The sequence below is a fragment of the Micromonospora sp. NPDC049679 genome (genome assembly GCF_040659735.1).
Lineage (GTDB): Bacteria > Actinomycetota > Actinomycetes > Mycobacteriales > Micromonosporaceae > Micromonospora_I.
Genome location: NZ_JBFANZ010000021.1, coordinates 50,962 through 68,582, shown reverse-complemented (window position 1 = coordinate 68,582; position 17,621 = coordinate 50,962). Strand labels below are relative to the sequence as shown.

The window sequence follows — 17,621 nt, the reverse complement described above, 5'->3', positions numbered from 1 at the left end:
GTCATCACCCGAAGAACTCCTCACCCGGTGAGTCAACCTGCAACGATGTGACGAATGAGCGAACACGTCATGGTTTTCGCCCCCGTCCCGCAGCTCACGCTCACCATCGAACAGCAGGACGACACCCCCGACATTCACCTGCACCCCGGTGGCCAGGGCATCTGGCAGGCCCGGATGATCACCTGTCTCGGCGTGCCGGCCACGATCTGCGCCGCGCTCGGCGGCGAGACGGGCACCGTGCTCGAACAGCTGATCGCCGCCGAGGGGATGCAGCTGCGGCTGGTCGGCCGCCAGGCGAGCAGTGGCTGGTACATCCACGACCGCCGGGACGGCAAACGGCAGGAGATCGCCGACGTGCCCGGCGCGCAGCTGAGCCGGCACGAGCTCGACGAGCTCTACGGCCTGGCGCTGGCCGAGGGCTTCCGGGCCTCGGTCAGCATCCTGAGCGGCCCGCCGCACCCCTCCGTCGTGCCTCCCGAGGTCTACCGCCGCCTCGCCACCGACCTCACCAGCAACGGCAACCGCGTCGTCGCCGACCTCTCCGGCGACCATCTCGCCGCCGTGCTCGCGGGTGGCGTCTGCTTCCTGAAGGTGAGCCACGAGGAGCTGATCCGGGACGGGCGTGCGTCGGACGACAGCATCGACGAGCTGGTCGGGGCGTTGCACCGGCTGCACGACGAGGGCGGCGAGACCGTCATGATCAGTCGTGCCGGGGACCCGGCGCTCGCCCTGCTCGATGGTGAGGTCTTCGAGGTGCGGATGCCGCGGCTCCAGGCGGCCGACCCGCGTGGCGCGGGCGATTCGATGACGGCCGGCGTCTCGGCCGTGCTCGCCCGCGGCGGCGACCTGCACGAGGCGATCTGCACCGGCGCGGCGGCCGGCGCCCTCAACGTCACGCGGCACGGCCTCGGCACGGGGCGGGCGCAGGCGATCCGCGAACTCATCAAACGGGTGAGGTTGAACCCGCTGGGGTCGGCAACAAAGAGCGCATGAGCAGATCTTCACGCGTGTTGGTCACGAACGACGACGGGATCGCCGCGCCCGGGGTGCGGTGGCTGGCGCAGGCCGCCGTCGAGCACGGGCTGGACGTGGTCGTCGCCGCGCCGGCCAGCGAGGCGAGCGGGATGAGCGCGGCGATGACCGCGGTCACCGAAGAGGGCAGGGTGATCGTCGAACGACAACAGCTGCGCGGTCTCCCCGACGTCCCGGCCTACGGGGTGGCGGCGTCGCCCGGCTACATCGTGGTCCTGGCCAGCCTCGGCGCGTTCGGTCCCGCGCCGGAGCTGGTGCTCTCCGGCATCAACCGCGGCGCCAACGCCGGTCATGCCGTGGTGCACTCGGGCACGGTCGGCGCCGCCCTGACCGCCGCGGGCCGCGGCTACCGCGCGATGGCGGTCTCGCTCGACGTGATCTCGCCGGCCGCGGCGAACCTCGGCGGGGCGGTGGCCGCGATCGCCGCGCTGGACAGCACCGACGACGACGTACGGCACTGGGCGACCGCCGCCGGGCTGGCCCGTCAACTGCTGCCGGCGTTGACCGCCGCTCCCGAACGCACCGTGCTCAACCTCAACGTGCCAGACCTGCCGCCGGAGAAGGTGCAGGGGCTGCGTCGCGCGGCGCTGGCGTCCTTCGGCCAGGTGGAGATGTCCATCGCCGAAATGGGGGAGGGGTATCTGCGCACCTCCATCGAGGAGAACGGCGCGCGCCTCGACCCCGGCACCGATCTGGCGTTCCTGGCCGACGGCTACGCGTCGGTGACGCCGCTGCGGTCCGTGGTCGAGGCCGAGCACGTGTCGCTGCAGCTCTGACCGGTTGTGCGGCGGGTCGTCAGGGTTAGCCGGGGCGACGGCGGGAAAGCCCTGAGTATGAGCGGAAAGCATAAGGAAGGCACGAACCAAGGTCGCCGGGCGCTGGCCCGCGACTCCCGCGAGGCGGGGCTGAGCCCGAGCGAGGCCGGCGTGACGTTGGGCGCGTCGAAGCAGCACGAATACCTGACGCGGTCGCGTCGCGATGGGCCACCGGCGGCGGGTGCACGGAAACCCGTTCCCGGCACCGCCCGGCCCCCGGTCCGCCAGGAACCCGAACGTCCGTGGCCGCTGCCGGAGCCCGACAGCCCCGGCGCGCAGCCGACGGCCTGGCCGGTAGTGCGCTACCGCGACCTGGTGACGGAGGTCGGACGGCGTACCGGGCTGGACTTCAACCAGGCGCGGCGGGCCGCGGAGGCCACCGTGATGGCGCTCGCGCGCGCGCTGGACGAGATGGAACGCGAACGGTTTCTCGACGGGGTGCCACGGGAGTTGCAGAACGACCACGGCATCGCCGCCACCGATCGTCCCCGGGACCTGGCCGCGTTCCTCGGCGAGGTCGGGCGCATCGCGCACCGCCCGCCGGAGCAGGCGCGGTACAACTCCCAGGCGGTGCTCAGCGTCCTGATGGAGCAGGACCCGACGGTGATCGAGGGACTGCACCTGCCGGACGGCGTCGACGAACTGACCGCGCCGCCGGACGCCGGCGGCGGGCTCGTCGGGACGGACGGGCACACCGCGCCGCTCACTCGCGGGGAGCTCGGTGACGCGCTCGCCCGGTTGCCGTACTGGACACTGACCGAGCACGGGTTGGCCCGGGAGATCACGCTGCCCAGCGCGAACCTCGAGCGGGTGCTGCGCCGGCTGACGGCGCTCCGCGGCGAGGTGGGGCGCGCGCCGCACATCGGCCGACTGAGCCCGGACACCGCACGCCTGGTCGTGCGGACCGGCGGGGCGGCGGGGGCTGTCACGGCCCTCGATGTCGATCTGGCGCGCCGCGTCGACGCGGCGATCGACGAGGCCGGCGCGGGGATGGCGTCGTAACGCCGTGCCCGCGCGCCGGCCGGCGGCGCGCGTCACCGCAACTTTCCGACCGCCTCGCTGACATCGTTCGGGGAATTGAACCGGTCGGCGGGGAGCGACCTGAGCGTCTCCAGCACCGCCGTGTCGGCACCCCGTTCCTGCGCCCGCCGGAGCAGGTCCTCCTTGCCCACCGGATAGTCCAGACCGCCCAGGAACTTCTGCAGCTGAACCGGGTTCACCGTCATGCGGCCGCGGATACCCGTTCCCGTGCCGCGCACACGTCGGCGACCCGTTTGACCGCCGCGGCGGCGGGTAGCCACGCCCCGGATCAACTGAGGTTGTCGGGAGGTCGCCAGTGCGGACGCTCACATTGCCCGGCGGTGAAGCCGTCCCCGCGCTCGGGCAGGGAACGTGGGGCTGGGCGCAGGACCCGGCCCGCCGTTCCGAGGAGATAGCTGCGCTGCGCTGCGGCATCGACCTGGGGATGACCCTGATCGACACCGCCGAGATGTACGCGGACGGCGGCGCCGAGGAACTCATCGGCGAGGCGGTCGCGGGGCGACGCGACGGGCTCTTCATCGTCGACAAGGTGCTGCCGTCCAACGCGAGCCGCGCGGGGACGGTCGACGCATGCCGGCGGAGCCTGCGCCGGCTCAACACCGATCGGATCGACCTCTATCTGCTGCACTGGCGCAGCCGGACGCCAGTCGCCGAGACGGTGGAGGCGTTCGAGCAACTCGTCGAGGCGGGGGAGATCCGGTACTGGGGCGTCAGCAATTTCGACCGCTCGGACATGGCGGAACTGGTGGCCGCGCCGGGCGGCAGTGAGGTCGCCACGGACCAGGTGCTCTACAACCTCACCCGTCGGGGGCCCGAGTACGATCTGCTGCCCTGGTGCCGCGAGCACAACGTGCTGGTGATGGCGTACTCGCCGATCGAGCAGGGGCGGCTCCTCGGCCATGAGGGCGTGACCGAGGTGGCGAACCGGCACGACGCCACACCGGCCCAGATCGCGCTCGCCTGGGTGCTGCGGTCGGACGGAGTCTGTGCGATCCCCCGGGCGGGACGGCCCGAGCACGTCCGGCAGAACGTCGCGGCGCTCGACGTACGGCTGACCGAGGAGGATCTCGCCGAACTCGACGCGAACTTCCCGCCGCCGCGCGGACCGCAACCGCTGGAGATGCTGTGACCCGGCGCGGTGGCGCCCGCGTTCAGATCAGCCGCAGCTCCCGGGCCCGCCGCACCGCCTCCCGTCGCCGGCTGGTGTCGAGCTTGCGGTAGATGCTGCGCACGTGCGTCTTGATGGTGTTGACCGAGAGCCGCAGCTCGGCCGCGATCTCCACATTGGACAGGATGCTCTGCAGGTAGCGCAGTACGGTCAGCTCACGGTCGGTCAGCGGCTCGCCGGGCACCGCACCGGGGCCGTCGGCGCCCGGAGAGGCGACCGGGCCTGTCGTGCCGCCACTGGCGGCGGCGTCCACGCGTGCGTACCCGCCCAGGGCATCGAGCCGGGCGGCCAGCGGCTCCCGCGCCTGCGGGGCGGCGCGGGTGAAGACACTCCGGAAACCCTCCGGCTCGGCCAGGTCGCGCAGCCGGCCCAGCGCCGCGTGGACCCGCCGCTGGTCGTCCATGTGATGCGCGGCCACTGACTCCAGCAGCCCGGCCGCCAACCGGAGCGGCAGCGGCAGGCGCGCGTCCTCCGCCCACGCCGGCAGGAGGCGGATGGCGGCATGGGGATCACCGTCGTGCAGGTAACTCCGGGCGAGCGGCACCGCCAGCAGGGCGGGTGGGGTGGCGTCGCCGGCGACCAGTGGCGCGAGGATCCGCTGCGCTTCCCCGGTCTCGCCGCAGGCGATGAGCAGCTCCGCCTCCACCGCCGCGCACCATTGCGCCAGATAGCGTGGCGGACGCCAGTCCCCGCGCTCCCGACGTCCCGCGCGGATCGCCTCGAGGGCGCCGACCTGATCCCCCCGTGCCTGCAGTAGCAGCGCCCGGACCGCGGCGGCCCACGCGGGCAGCGTCGGGCCGGCTCCGGCGTCGGGGCCGCCGGCCGCGAGGCTCAGCTGCGCCTCGGCGTCGTCGAGGCGGTCGCGTTCCAGGGCTACGAGGCAGAGCGCGAGGTGGGCGTAGGCGGCGCACGGCAGGGGCCGGTCGCCATCCGGGCCGCCCCCGATGGCCCCCCGCGCCGCGCGCTCCGCGCCGCTCAACTCGCCCCGGACCGCCCGGAGGAAGGCGAGACGGCCCAGGCACGCCCGTCGCCACAACGGCAGTCCACCCCGCTCGGCCGCCGCGAACCCGGCCAGCAGACCGATCTCCGCGGCCGGGAACTCCCCGCCGGCGAGCCGCACGTCGCCCGACGCGGTGAGCGCGATCGCCCGGGCGGTGTCGGCCGACGGTAGCTCGTCGGCTCCGAGATCCTCCCGCCCGGTCAGCGCGATCAGCCGGGTGGCGAGTGCGCGTATCCGGGCGGTGTCGCCGCGGCGGTGTGCACCGGCGAGGCGGAACGCGGTGGCCATGACGGTCAGACGGGTCCGGTGCGCGCCGGTAAGCAGCCGCGCGTGCCGTTCGGCGATCCGCAGGTAGCCCTCGGCGGAATCCGGGTCGAGCCGGGCGTGCCGGTCGGCCGCGTACGCGAGGGCCAGCTCCGGGTCGTCGGGCAGTGTCCCGGGCGGCGGAGCCGGTGGCGGCGCGGGCGTCGGTCGCGCCAGTCCACCCCCGAGCGCGAACGCCGGCCAGTGTCGCAGGAGCAGTGCGGTCGCGTGGTCCCGATCGCCGGCGGCCAGCGCATGGCGCAGGGCCGGGACGGGCTGGCCCTGCGCGGCGTACCAGTGCGCGACCCGGCGGTGCAGCCGCGGGATCTCCTCCGGCGCGCGCCGGCCCAGCTCGGCCCGGAGCACCTCGGGCAACAGGGGGTGGAAGCGGTACGTGGCGGGGCGGCCGGTGGCGGGGCTGAGGCATCCGCCGGCGCGCGCCAGTTTCCGAAGCAGGCGGTCGCCGTCGGTCCGGCCGGTCAGTGCCTGCAGCGGGCCGGCACTGATCCGGTCCAGGAGCGAGGCGCGCAGCAGCACGTCACGGAGCCCGGCCGGGGTCTGCGCGCGGAACTCGTCGAGGAGGTAGTCGGCGAGGCGCTGGTCGATGCCGGTGGTGACGCTGGGGCCCGTGCCGTCGCGCAGCGCCAGCACCGCCAGCCGCACGGCCGCCGGCCAACCCTCGCTGCGGTGCTGGAGACGGTCGAGGTCGTCGCGGGGCGCCGCCAGACCGTGCGCGGCGACCAGCTGCGCCGTCTCCGCCGGGGTGAAGGCGAGCTCCGCCGGTCCCAGCTCGGTCAGCTCGCCGGTGACCCGCCACCGGTGCAGGGGAAGCTCGGGCGTGCTCCGCGTCGAGAGCAGGAGCCGCAGGCGGCCGGCGGTGTGCCGCAGCAGGAACACCAGCCCGTGCAGGACGCCGGCGTCGCGGATGTGGTGAAGGTCGTCGAGGACCAGCACGGTCGGTGCGGGCCGCCCGGCCAGCGCGGCGGCCAGGCGCGCGAGATGGTCGCGCTGCGGCGCCCGTCCGGGGGGCGGCGCGCGGTGGCCGCCCGAGGTCGGCAGGACGGTGTGCAGGTGGCTCCAGAAGCGGTCGTCGTCGCCGGGTCGAAGGGAGACCCAGCCGACGGGAGCGTTCTCGGCGGCCTGCCGCGCCGCGACGGCGAGCAGCGTGGTCTTGCCCCAGCCCGCGGGCGCGGCGAGCAGCGTCACCGGGGGGCCGGTCCGGACGTCGACGAGCCTGCCCAGCCGCGGCCGCTCGACGAGACGATCGGGGAGGCGCGGGACAACCAGTTGGGCCGAGTTCGCCGGGCCCGCGACGCCCACGCCGACCCGGTCATCCCGGGGCCGTTCGCGTGGATCCGGTCCGACCCCTGTCACGTCCTCGCGCATTCGTCCCACCCCCGCGGAGACGAACAATTCCGACGACCGTGGCATTCGTGTGACGCCGTGCGCACCGCGGAGAACGGTGCTGCGGGCATCCCAGTCACCGAGTGCCCTGTCGAGCGGTGCGGCTGGCAACGCGACTGAAGTTATCACCCAGCACCTGCGACCGCCGGCGGCTCGTACGACTTGCTGCTGGTCGTCGCGGGTCACCCGTTCCGGGTGAGCCCGCCTCACCCCACGCCGGCCGAGGATGGGGCCAACACCTCCTGGCGATGGCGCTCGCGGTGGCGGTGCGGCGGCCCGGCGCAGCCGTGCCGAAGCGGTGTGGCGCCGACGCCGGACGGCGCCGTGCCGAGGACCGAAGGATGGGCGACATGGATGACGGCCGCACCGAACTGGAGTCGTTGGCCTCGCAGGTCGAGCGCCGTCTGGGCGAGCTCGGCGAGGCGGCGCCGGCGCATGAGCGCGCCCGGGCCGAGATGCTCGTGGAGGACGCCCGGCAGGCCGCGAAAGAGGAAGCGCCGCAGGATCGGATCGGCACCCTCACCGCGGAGCTGCAGCAACTCGGACGCACGCTGCTCGCCCGGGAGACGCCGGCCGGGGAACCCGGCGGCGGGGTGTCGGCCGGGTCCGGGCGCCCGCAACCGGTCGACGAACCGGCGGACGACGTCGTCGACGCGGACTTCCGACCGAGCTGAGGTTGCGCCATGACGGAACGGCAACCGGAGGCGGGAACCGGGCCGCGCGTGGACCCGGTGCAGGCGGACGCCGGAGCGCCGACGACGACGGGTGCGATGGCGCCCGACGGTGGCGTCGCGGAGGTGGAGCAGCGCCTGCTGCGCGCGGTGGCCGACCTGGAGTCGATGCGTGAGCGGTACGACCGGCAGCTCGTCAGGGAGCGGATCGCCGAGCGGGCCCGGGTGGCGGCGGCGTTGCTGCCGGTGCTCGACGGCGTCGAGCACGCCCTGGAGCGCCCCCGCGGCGACGCGGACGCGCTGGCCGATGAGGTACGGGCGGTGCGCGACCGGGCCGTCGTCCTGCTGGCGGAGCTGGGCTACCCGCGTCATGACGAGACCGGCGTGCCGTTCCAGCCCGCCGTGCACGAGGCCGTGGTGGTCCTGCCCGGAACGGACACCGACGCCCCGCCGGGGACCGTGCTGCAGGTCGTGCGTCCGGGTTACGGCGACGGCGAATGGCAGCTCCGCCCCGCGGCGGTGGTGGTGGCGGGTGATCCGGGATGAGCCGGCAGAAATGTCCACTGTGGTAGACGGGAGTGTGGTGGGCGGAAGGGTGGGAGCGCGATGGACCGGATGACGCGACAGGCGCGGGACGCGCTGCAGGCGGCCCGCCACGGCGCGGCGCGGATCGGCAACACCGAGGTCGACGGCGAACATCTGCTGCTGGCCCTGCTCGAACCGGTGGACAGTCGCGTCTCCCGGCTCGTCGCCGAGCTCGGCGTCGACCCGGCCCCGCTGCGGGTGCAGATCGAGGAGGAACTCTCGCTGCGGCCGCGCGTCTCCGCGGCGGATTTCGACCCGGATGCTCTGCTCCTCACGCGGCGGTTGCGCCGGCTGCTGGAGGCGGCGACGCGGGAAGCCGACGAGCTCGGTGACGAGTGCGTCGGCGAGGATCACCTGCTCGCCGCGCTGGCCCAGGAGGGGCCGGCGACGCCGGGCGGGCTGCGCCTGCGGGAGCATGGCATCACCCGCGACGTGTGCCGGGCGACGCTGGCACGGGAACGCCGCCCCGCCCCCTCGGCGGTGGAGCGGTCGGCGACCACGGACGGTTGGTGACCGTCGTCAGTTGGGGCTCTCGTCGCCGTCGGCGTCCGCGAGCGCGCCACCCATCATCGTCATCGCGGTGAGTTCGCCGCGGGCGTGGGGAAGCCACTGCGGGTGCTGGGTGTGCAGAAAATGGATCAGGCGCTCCCGGATCTCGCAGCGCAGGTCCCAGGAGCTGGGGCCGTCGGGGGCGGAGGCCAGTACCCGCACGCACATCGTGCACGAGGTCATGTCCACCACCTGCATCACCCATTCCCGGCGGTCCCACAGCGCGGACTCCTCGACCGCACGCTTGGCCTCGGCGCGCAGGATCGCCATGTCCGCGCTGAAGTCGACGTGCAGGGTGACCGCGCCGAGCACCTGGGCCTCGTTGCGGGTCCAGTTCTGGAACGGGGTGGTGGTGAAGTAGGTGGTCGGGAGAACCAGACGCCGCTCGTCCCAGACGCGCACCACGACGTACGTCAGGCGCATCTCCTCGATGCGGCCCCACTCCTGCTCGACCACGACGACGTCGTCGAGTCGCAGCTGCTCGCTGAACGCCAGCTGCAGGCCGGCGAAAACGTGTGCGAGCAGGGACTGCGCGGCCAGTCCGGCGACGAGGCCGGCGACCCCGGCGGAGGCGAGCAGCGACGCGCCCAGCGCACGCAGCTGGGAGAAGGTCATCATGGTGGCGGCCAGCGCGACGATCGTGATGATCACCGCGGTGAGCCGCCGCAGCAGACCGATCTGGGTACGGGCACGCCGGCGCCGCCGGTTGTCGACCATGTCGACCGGCAGCCGGCGGAAGGCGGTCTCCTCGAAGACGAAGAGCACCCGCACCGCCAACCACGCCGACGCGTAGATCAACATGAGCAGCAGAACGTGCGCTACCGGGCGCCGGGTGGGGCCGGACAGCCCGGTGAAGGGTAGGCCGACGATGAGGGCCGTGACCAGCAGCACCGCCCGGAACGGCCGGTGACACTCCTTGTGCAGCGTGTTCAGGAACGGCGCGTACCGCCCCCGCGCCGCCCGCCGCACGACCATTCCGGTGAGCCGGGTGACGAGCAGGGCCGTCCCGACCGCGGCCAACACGATGAACACGAGCCGCGGGAACTGGGCAGCCCACATGCCGGGTCACCTCCACAGGCGGCGTCCGTCAGCTGTCGCTCGTCACCGGGGAGCGCGCCGCGGTGGGGAGCGGGTGCCGGCCGGGTGTGCCGGTTCAGGCGCCGGGATTCACCGTGATCTGGTTCTTCACCGCGGTGACTCCCGGCGCGGACCACGAGATCCGCTCCGCCTCTTCCCGTTCGACCCAGGACCGTACGGTTCCCTTGAGGATCACCGTGCCGCCGTCGGTGTCGATGGTGATCCGTCGCGAGTCGGTCTCGGCGCTGCGGATCAGCGCGTTCTCCAGGCGCCCCCGCAACTCCTCCGGCGACGGGTTGATCCGCGGCTTCACCGCGATCAGGTTCGTCACGCCGCGTACGCCCGAGAGCCGGCGTACGGACCGCTCGGCGGCGCGGCGTTGAAACTCCCACTCGACCTCGCCCTTGAGGGTGAGCCACCCGCGGGCCACGGTCACGTCGAGGCGCTCGATCGGGACGAACGCGTCCCATTCCAGAGCCCGCGTGGCGGCGCCGGCGATGTCGGTGTCGGTGCGTTCGGCGGCGCTCGGCAGCCGTACGTCGACGTCGTTCGCGACCGCGGTGACGCCCCGTACGCGGTGCGCGGTGCGCTCCGCCGCCCACTTCTTGCCGTAGTTGTCCACCCACCCCATCAGCGCCACGACGCCATCCCGGACGGCGACGCCGATCTCGTTGGGCTGCACGCGGGCATCCCACTTGAGTTCTTCGAGGACGTCGCGCTGGATCTCCTCGTCGGTGCGCGTCATCGTTGCCGTGGTCATCGGTGATTGCCTCCTGGGTGCCGATCGGGCCGGTTTTCCCGGCTGTTCCGAGCGTCGGCCGGGTCGGGGTGAGGGCTCATCACCTGGTTGAGGTGATTTCGCCTTCTACAGCAGCCGCAGCTCACGCGCCCGCCGCACCGCCTCGCGGCGACGGGGCGCGCCGAGCTTCTGGTAGATGTTGCGCACGTGTGTCTTCACGGTGTTGACCGAGAGGAACAGTTCGGCGGCGATCTCGCCGTTGGAGAGCGTGCTCTGCAGGTAGCGCAGGATGGTCAGCTCCCGGTCGGTGAGGGGCTCGGCGGGGGCGGCGCGTCGGCCGTCGTCCGGTGGTGGGCTGGTCGCCTCGACGAGGTCGTTGACGGTCGACCGGTGCGCGGTGCCGCAGTCGAGATGCTCGGCGAGCAGGCTCCGCAGCGCCCCGCCACCGCGGGTGAAGATCCGGCGGTGCCCGTCCGGGACGGCCAGTTCCAGCACGCGTTCCAGGATGTCGTGCGCGCGGCGCCCGTCGCCGAGGGCGCGCACGGCCAGCGCCCGGACGACGGCGGCGTCGAGCCGCGAGGCGAGCGGGACTTGCGGTTCCCGATCGGCCGGCCAGTCGGGCAGGGTCGCGACGGCGGTGGCGGGGTCGCCGGCGCGCAGGTGGGTCCGGGCGAGCGCGACGGTCAGCTCGTCTGCGGGCTCGGTGGACCGTGCGAGGGCGGCGGCGAGCAGATCGCGGGCGCCCCCGCCGTCGCCGTGTGCGCCCCGCAGCTCCGCCTCCGTCGCGCACAACCAGTGATCGAGGTGCCGGGTGCGGTGTCCGTCGTGCAGTTCCCGGCGGCCGGCGAGGAGCACCTCCAGGGCCCCGACGCGGTCCCCGCTCGCCTCCCGCACCCAGGCGCGGACGATCGCGAGCGGCGCGATCAGGGCCGGCTCGGCGGCCGGTTCGACGACCCGTTCCAGCTGCCGGTCGGCCTCGGCCCGCTCGTCCCGCTGGTGGTGAACCACGGCCAGCGCGAGGTGGGCGGCGGCGACATGGCCGGCGCAACGCCGACCGCGGCAGGCGGGCACGGCCAGCGCGGTGCGCGCTGTCGTCTCGGCGGCCCGGAGCTGGCCGCGGATGGCGTGCAGCAGGCCGAGAAGCGCGCCGCCGCGCCGTTCGGCGCACCCGAACCCGATCGCGGTCGCGCGCTGCAGCGCTTCGGTCAACACGGTCTCCGCGGGGGCGAACTCGCCGAGGCTGAGGTGGGCGCCGCCCAGCGCGGTGAGCGCGATGACGTGGCCCTGCTCTGCCGGGCGGTCACGCTCGGACGCGGTGCCGGCGACGAGGTCGTGTGCGGCGCGGATGACCTCGCCGAGATCGCCGGTCGCCTGCGCCCGGACGAGCCGACCGGCCGCGAGCGCCGCGGCTGCGGATTCCGGTCGGGCGTGCCCGCGCGGGTCGGCGTCCGTGTGCCGCGCCGCGAGCCGTAGCTGGTCGTCGGCGCCGTCGGGGTCCGCGACGTCCAGCCGGTCGGTGGCGTACGCCAGCGCGAGCAGCGGCGCGGTGCGCAGCGTCTCGGGCGGCGCCGACGGGAGCGCGGCCCGCAGTGTCTCGTCGTGCCCGCAGAGGGTCAGCTGTGGCCAGTGCGCGGCGAGCAGCCCCTCCGCGGTGGGCCAGTCGTGGCCGGCGAGCGCGTGCCGCAGGGCCGCGGCGGGAAAGCCGTGTGCGGCGTGCCAGCGCGCCGCGCGGCGGTGCAGCTCGGCGAGGTCGCCGGGGCGCTGTCGGCTCAGTTCGGCGTGCAGCAGGTCGCCGACGAGCCGGTGGTAGCGGTACCAGCCGGGCTCGCCGGGCAGCGGCACGACGAACCCGTTCGCCTCGCCGACCGCGGTGGTGAGCAGGCGTTCCCCGTCGCCGCCGCCGGTCACCGCGTCCGCCGATTCCCCGGACACCCGGTCCAGCACCGCGGTGCGCAGCAGAAGGTCGCGCACCTCCCCGGTGAGCGGGGTGAGCAGTTCGGCCGTGAGATAGTCGGCGACGCCCTGGTGGTCGCCGGCGAAATCGGCGACGAAGCGGGCCGGATCGGGGTCGCCGCGCAGGGCGAGCGCGGCCAGCCGCACCCCGGCGGCCCAGCCCTCCGTCCGCGCGTGCACGGTCTGGGCCAGCCGGCGGGGCACGGTCAGCCCGTGCCGGGCGATCAGCTCGGCGGTCTCGGCCTCCGTGAACGCCAGGTCACCGGCGCGCAACTCGGTCAGCTCGCCGGTGAGCCGCCAGCGGTGCAGCGGCAGCACCGGTTCGGTCCGCGCCGCGATGACCAGCCGGAAGCGTCCGTTGCTGTGACGCAGGAGAAACTCCAGCCCGCGCAGCACCGTCGGGTCGTGGACCAGATGGAAGTCGTCGAGGATCACCAGCACGGGCTCGTGCCGCGCGGCGACGGCCGCGGCGAGCCGGGGAAGGAACGCCTCGTCGGAGGGGCCGGTTGGCGGGCCGGGCGGGTGGTGCGGCAGCTCGGCGGTGGTGAGCCCGGCCTGCAGGTACGACCAGAACCGTCGCCCCTCGTCGCCTTCTTCGAGCGTCAGCCAGACGGCGGGGTGCGCGGAGCCGCCGGCGGACAGCCACGAGCTCAGCAGCACTGTCTTGCCCCAGCCGGCCGGCGCGGCGACCATCGTCACCGGGCCGCGGGTGGCGGTGTCCAGCAGTTTGGTGAGCCGCGGTCGGTCCACCACCGCGGCGGGCGGGTCGGGGACGGTGAGCTTGGATGCCAGCAGCAGAAACTCGTCGGGCTCGACGGTGCGGGGCAGCGTCCGCGGCGGATCGATCGCGGGGGGCTGCACCGTCTGGGTCGGTCGCGACGACCGCTGCCACGTCGTTGCGGTTTCCTGGCCGGCTGTGGGCATCGGGCACCGTTCCCTTTCCGTGCGCTGTCGTCGAGGCGTCGTGGAGGTGGCGCGCGGTTGCTGTCCGGGACCTGTCGGGGTGTCGTGGTGGTCCCGCCCGGCGCGTCGGCCGTCGCGTTCCCGGATCGTCCGTGAACTAACGTCACGGGCCGGGTCGGGTCGCCCCGACCACCGTCCCTGGCTGGGCTCCGCTCACCCGCGTCCGGCGATGCTCCTGGCTGCCCGGTCGGATCGGCCCGGCGCGGCAACCATCCGGGCGGGGTGAGCCGGCCTCATCCCCGACGCCTCGACCATCGACGCATGATGCATGGCTCCGATGTTCTGCTGCCCCGTACACCGGCGCCCGACTTCACGCTGCCGGCCGGTCCGGATCGCCAGCTGACCCTCTCGTCGTTGCGGGGCCGCCCGGTCGTGTTGGCGTTCTACCCCGGCGACTGGAGCCGCGTCTGCGGCGAACAGCTGGCGCTCTACCAGACGGTGATGCCGGAGTTTCACCAGTTCGGGGCCGCCGTGGTGGGGGTGTCGGTGGACAGCGTCTGGTCCCACCGGGCGTTCGCGCGGGATCGGGCGATCCGTTTCGACCTGCTCTCCGACTTCCAGCCCAAGGGCGCTGTCGCGCAGCGGTACGGCGTCTACCGCCCGGATGACGGGTTCTCCGAGCGCGCACTGTTCCTCGTCGACGGTGACGGCACGGTCGTCTACAGCCACGTGTCCCCGGTGGAGGTCAACCCGGGAGCCGACGGGATCCTCGCCGCCGTCGAGTCGCTGGCGACCGGCGGGGCCCGCTCGGCCCGGTGGTGAGGGCGGTGTGGTCGCCTCCCGTAGCCCGGCCGCTCCGACGGCCCGCGGGAGGTCGGGCGCGGCGCATTACCCGTACAACCCTGGGTAACGCTCATGTATCCGACCGTCGCGTCGGGAGGACGCCCAGGGGGTTCGCCATGCAGGACATCCCGTCGACGCCGACCGGGCAGCGGCCGCTGCGCATCGCCATGATCGTCCCGCCCTACTACGAGTTGCCACCGCCCAGCTACGGCGGGGTCGAGCAGGTCTGCGCGGCGCTCGTCGACGCGCTCGTCGCGCGCGGCAACGACGTCACGCTCTTCGGGGCCGGCAGCAGGACCGGGACGTCCGCCACCTTCGTCAGCACGGTCAAGGACACCCAGTCCGACCGTCTCGGACAGTCGCTCCCCGAACTGGTCCACCTCGCCCGCGTCGACCGTCTGATCGAAGAGGACAGCTTCGACGTCGTGCATGACCACACGATGGTGGGACCGCTCGCCGCGGCGCAACGCCGGGTGCCGACCGTGGTCACCATCCACAATTCACCCACCGGCGAGCTCGGCGAATACCTGCGGCACATCGACCGTGCGGTCGCGCTCGTGGCCATCTCGTACTCGCAGCGCCGGGTCGGCGCCGGGCTCCCGTGGGCGGCGACCGTCTACAACGGCCTTGCCGCGGAGGTGCAGCCCAAGCCGCGGCCGACACCGGAGGGCCCGGCGCTGTGGTTGGCGCGGTTCGCGGCGGACAAGGGTCCGGACCTGGCGATCAAAGCCTGCCGTGCCGCGGGTGTGCCCCTGGTCCTGGCGGGCAAGGCCAGCGAGCCGGTCGAGAAGCGTTACCTCGACGAGGTGATCCGCCCGATGCTCGGACCGGACGTGGAGCTGTTGGTCAGTCCGAGCCGCGAGCGGTGCTGGGAGTTGCTCGCGCAGGCGCGCTGCCTGCTCATGCCGATCCGCTGGGAGGAACCCTTCGGCATGGTCCTGCTCGAGGCGATGGCGAGCGGGACCCCGATCGTCGCGCTCGCCCACGGCGCCGTGCCCGAGGTGGTCCGGCACGGCGAGACCGGGCTGGTCTGCCAGCGTCCCGAGGAGCTGCCCGAGGCGATCGAGCGGGTCGCGGGGATGGATCCGCGGGCGTGTGCGGAACACGTGCGGACGCACTTCTCGCCCGACATCATGGCCCGGCGTTACGAGCGGATCTACCACCGCTGGCGCACCACGGTCCCGCGGATGCGCACGGATCAGGAATTGCAGCCGGCGCGGGCGGAGCTGGCCGTGGAGAGGGCGAGGTGATCCCGATGATGAGGTCGACGACGGGGACGCTCGCGCTGCGCGGCGCCGTAGCGGTCCTGTTCGGCCTGTTGGCCATCCTCTGGCCGCGGCTGACCGTGTACGCCCTGGCGTTGCTGTTCGGCGCGTTCGCGTTGGTCAACAGCGTCTTCGTCCTGATCGAGGTCCTGCGTGCGGGGGACGGGAGCCGGCGGGAGCGCGTGCGGCGGCGGGTGCCGCAGCTGATCGCCGCGGTCCTGGGCGTCGCCGCCGGCCTGGCGACCCTGATGTGGCCCCAGATCACCGTGCTGGTGCTGGTGACGCTGGTCGGGGCCTGGGCGGTGGTCACCGGCATCGCCGACGTCTGGGCCGCGGCCCAGCAGCGGGGGCACTGGCTGACGGCGCTGACCGGTGCGGTGTCGATCGCGGCGGGTGTGCTCGTCCTCGTGTTGCCCACGCTGGGTGCGCTCGCGATAGCCCGGGTCCTCGGTGTCTACGCGCTGGTGGTCGGCGTGCTGATGTTCGTGGAGGCGGCTCGTCGACGGCGCGCGGTGTCCGGGGAGGCGGCGCCGGCGGGCGCGCCCTGACCGTGCGCCGGCGCGATTCGCCGTCGGATGGGTACGAATGGATTTCGCGATACCTTCACGAACGCCCCTGCCGGGCCGAGAGGATGACTCAGGGGAAGTAACCGGCTTGGGGGATACGGATGGAATTCTCGGGGGTGGAGTTGGGGTACGACCGTGAGCAGGTCGACCACTGCCTGGAGGATCTCGGCGATCAGCTCGAAAAGATGACGGCGGAGGCGCGGGCCGCGGCGGCGGCGGACGCGGAACTGGCTCTGGTGCGGGAGGAGGTGACCCGCCTGCGCCGGATGCTGCGCGGTCGTCCGGCCGTCTACCGCACCTCTGTGCGGCTGCATCACATGCTCGAGTTGGCGCAGGAGGAGGCGGCCGAGATCGTGGCGCAGGCGCACGAAGAGTTGGCCGCCGCGCGGCGCGAGGCCGCGGAGTTGCGTGACCGGGCGTACAACGAGGCGGTGCAGGCGCGGCGCGACTTCGAGGCGGCCCTGCAGGCACGTCGCCGTCGTGAGCAGGAGGTGGACGTGATCCTGCGTCGCGTCGTGATCAGCGACGGGGTCGGCGCCGCGGGGGATGTCGCCGACGTCCCGCTCGATGATCCGCACGCGGCGCCGACCGGGGGTCGGGTGTCGACCTGCGGATCGACGGTCATCACGACGCCAGAGTCGGCACCGCCGTCGCGTGACGAGACGATTCCGGCCGATTCCGAGGGCACTCGTCGCACGGTCGGGCGGTGGCCGCGGATCCGGAGCCGGATGATCTCTGCGGGGCGGTAGCCGGCGGGTTGGTCAGACGAGGAGGGCGTCCACCACGGTGGTCGCCCTCGTTTCGTGTTTGGCGTAGGCGTCCGGGAAGGCGGACCCCTGTACGGTCTGCGCTGCCCGGGTCACGCTGAGCATCTCCCATCCGGGCACCTTGCGCAGCGCCCGGAAGAACTGGTCGGCCGCGTACGTGGGCTGCATCAGGTCCCGGACCGCTCCCCACCCGGTGCTCGTCCGCTGCTGGAAGAGCCCGACCGAGTCGTGATCCCAGCCGGTGCCCTGATGGGGGTAGTTCTTGGACTCCGGCAGCACCTCGCTCGCGACGTTGTAGAGGTTGCTCTCCTGCATCGCGGTGGCGATCGCGACGATGAGTCCGAAGCGCGGGATCTTCTGCTTGACGCCGGACGCCACGATCGCCCGCGCGTTCTCCATCTGCGCCTGGGTCAGACCGGCGACCGGCTGGACCTGTGCCGCGACGGTCGGTCCGGGCGCTTTGGCCGTCGGCGACGGTGTGGCCGCGGCCGGGGGAGCGCTCGTCGAGCGGTCGAGGGAGCGCGAGGCCGCCTGCTCGGCGGCCGCGGCGTCCCGCTCGGCCATGGCCGCCGTAGCGGGTGACCCGCTGGCGCGGGGCGGCTGGGACTGGGTGAATGCGGCGAACCCGAGGCCTCCGACGACGGCGGCGGCGAGCCCGACCCGCACGGGCGCGGAGGTCAGCAGCGGACGACGCCGGATCCCGAGGGGATCGGCGGGGCGGGTGGCCCGGTGTCGGCCGGGGGGCTGCTCACCCGACCCGGGATCGACCGAACGGACAATCCGACCGGGGGTCGTCGCCGCATGCTGGGGTTTCTTCTTCTGCCGCACGCGCCGAGGCTAGACAGGCTTTTCCCGGATCGAACCGGTCCGCTCTGTGTGATGCCGCACAATACTGGCTGACTACTCAGTCAACGGGCCTGATAGCGGTGTCCTCGGGTGC

The 17,621-nt window shown here is 73.6% G+C and carries 17 protein-coding genes; 11 read left to right on the top strand and 6 right to left on the bottom strand.

Features of this window, described 5'->3' with window-relative positions; translation table 11 throughout:
• Window positions 1-54: 54 nt before the first annotated feature.
• Genes AB0J06_RS15930 through AB0J06_RS15920 form a run of 3 tightly spaced genes read left to right on the top strand, consistent with a single transcriptional unit; the run spans window position 55 to window position 2,849 of the window.
• Window positions 55-993 (top strand): PfkB family carbohydrate kinase, encoded by a 939-nt coding sequence (locus AB0J06_RS15930; RefSeq protein ID WP_357428996.1) that lies wholly within the window; start codon window positions 55-57, stop codon window positions 991-993.
• Window positions 990-1,808: a 5'/3'-nucleotidase SurE gene (locus AB0J06_RS15925; RefSeq protein ID WP_357428994.1), complete on the top strand. Its 819-nt coding sequence runs from the start codon at window positions 990-992 to the stop codon at window positions 1,806-1,808. The genes AB0J06_RS15930 and AB0J06_RS15925 overlap by 4 nt, the downstream gene beginning before the upstream one ends.
• Window positions 1,809-1,865: 57 nt before the next feature.
• On the top strand, window positions 1,866-2,849 hold the full coding sequence (locus AB0J06_RS15920; protein WP_357428992.1) for a DUF2267 domain-containing protein: 984 nt from the start codon (window positions 1,866-1,868) through the stop codon (window positions 2,847-2,849).
• Window positions 2,850-2,881: 32 nt separating this feature from the next.
• On the opposite strand, the gene AB0J06_RS15915 is transcribed toward AB0J06_RS15920, so the two are convergent.
• Entirely contained in the window at window positions 2,882-3,073 is a 192-nt protein-coding gene (locus AB0J06_RS15915) for a DUF2795 domain-containing protein (protein WP_357428990.1), read from the bottom strand.
• Window positions 3,074-3,183: 110 nt separating this feature from the next.
• On the opposite strand from AB0J06_RS15915, the gene AB0J06_RS15910 reads away from it, so the two are divergent.
• Window positions 3,184-4,017: an aldo/keto reductase gene (locus AB0J06_RS15910; protein WP_357428988.1), complete on the top strand. Its 834-nt coding sequence runs from the start codon at window positions 3,184-3,186 to the stop codon at window positions 4,015-4,017.
• A gap of 22 nt (window positions 4,018-4,039) precedes the next feature.
• Here AB0J06_RS15910 and AB0J06_RS15905 read toward each other — a convergent pair whose 3' ends face one another.
• On the bottom strand, window positions 4,040-6,745 hold the full coding sequence (locus tag AB0J06_RS15905) for a LuxR C-terminal-related transcriptional regulator (protein ID WP_357428986.1): 2,706 nt from the start codon (window positions 6,743-6,745) through the stop codon (window positions 4,040-4,042).
• Window positions 6,746-7,113: 368 nt separating this feature from the next.
• Between AB0J06_RS15905 and AB0J06_RS15900 the strand changes: the two genes are divergently transcribed.
• From AB0J06_RS15900 to AB0J06_RS15890, 3 genes are read left to right on the top strand one after another with little or no spacing between them, the layout of a single operon-like run.
• Entirely contained in the window at window positions 7,114-7,437 is a 324-nt protein-coding gene (locus AB0J06_RS15900) for a hypothetical protein (RefSeq protein ID WP_357428984.1), read from the top strand.
• Window positions 7,438-7,446: 9 nt separating this feature from the next.
• Window positions 7,447-7,980 (top strand): nucleotide exchange factor GrpE, encoded by a 534-nt coding sequence (gene grpE / locus AB0J06_RS15895; RefSeq protein WP_357428982.1) that lies wholly within the window; start codon window positions 7,447-7,449, stop codon window positions 7,978-7,980.
• A 60-nt stretch (window positions 7,981-8,040) separates the two neighbouring features.
• Window positions 8,041-8,532: a Clp protease N-terminal domain-containing protein gene (locus AB0J06_RS15890; protein WP_357428980.1), complete on the top strand. Its 492-nt coding sequence runs from the start codon at window positions 8,041-8,043 to the stop codon at window positions 8,530-8,532.
• 6 nt (window positions 8,533-8,538) lie between these two features.
• Here AB0J06_RS15890 and AB0J06_RS15885 read toward each other — a convergent pair whose 3' ends face one another.
• The 3 genes from AB0J06_RS15885 to AB0J06_RS15875 all read right to left on the bottom strand — a co-directional run bounded on the left by AB0J06_RS15885 (window position 8,539) and on the right by AB0J06_RS15875 (window position 13,261).
• A complete protein-coding gene (locus AB0J06_RS15885) occupies window positions 8,539-9,627 on the bottom strand; it encodes a mechanosensitive ion channel family protein (RefSeq protein ID WP_357428978.1) in 1,089 nt (362 codons plus the stop codon).
• A gap of 94 nt (window positions 9,628-9,721) precedes the next feature.
• Window positions 9,722-10,405, bottom strand: coding sequence for a BON domain-containing protein (locus AB0J06_RS15880; RefSeq protein ID WP_357428976.1), 684 nt, complete (start codon window positions 10,403-10,405; stop codon window positions 9,722-9,724).
• A gap of 105 nt (window positions 10,406-10,510) precedes the next feature.
• Entirely contained in the window at window positions 10,511-13,261 is a 2,751-nt protein-coding gene (locus tag AB0J06_RS15875) for a LuxR C-terminal-related transcriptional regulator (RefSeq protein WP_357428974.1), read from the bottom strand.
• A gap of 300 nt (window positions 13,262-13,561) precedes the next feature.
• On the opposite strand from AB0J06_RS15875, the gene AB0J06_RS15870 reads away from it, so the two are divergent.
• The 4 genes from AB0J06_RS15870 (at window position 13,562) to AB0J06_RS15855 (ending at window position 16,663) form a co-directional block, all read left to right on the top strand.
• The gene (locus tag AB0J06_RS15870) at window positions 13,562-14,062 is read left to right on the top strand and encodes a redoxin domain-containing protein (RefSeq protein ID WP_357428972.1); all 501 of its coding nucleotides are present in this window, start codon (window positions 13,562-13,564) and stop codon (window positions 14,060-14,062) included.
• 137 nt (window positions 14,063-14,199) lie between these two features.
• Window positions 14,200-15,333 (top strand): glycosyltransferase family 4 protein, encoded by a 1,134-nt coding sequence (locus tag AB0J06_RS15865; RefSeq protein ID WP_357428970.1) that lies wholly within the window; start codon window positions 14,200-14,202, stop codon window positions 15,331-15,333.
• 5 nt (window positions 15,334-15,338) lie between these two features.
• The gene (locus tag AB0J06_RS15860; RefSeq protein ID WP_357428968.1) at window positions 15,339-15,896 is read left to right on the top strand and encodes a DUF308 domain-containing protein; all 558 of its coding nucleotides are present in this window, start codon (window positions 15,339-15,341) and stop codon (window positions 15,894-15,896) included.
• A 119-nt stretch (window positions 15,897-16,015) separates the two neighbouring features.
• Complete coding sequence (locus tag AB0J06_RS15855) at window positions 16,016-16,663, top strand: ATPase (RefSeq protein ID WP_357428966.1); 648 nt, start codon at window positions 16,016-16,018, stop codon at window positions 16,661-16,663.
• Window positions 16,664-16,675: 12 nt separating this feature from the next.
• Here the strand turns inward: AB0J06_RS15855 and AB0J06_RS15850 are convergent, their stop codons facing one another.
• Window positions 16,676-17,509: a hypothetical protein gene (locus AB0J06_RS15850; RefSeq protein ID WP_357428964.1), complete on the bottom strand. Its 834-nt coding sequence runs from the start codon at window positions 17,507-17,509 to the stop codon at window positions 16,676-16,678.
• Between the last annotated feature and the right edge of the window lie 112 nt (window positions 17,510-17,621).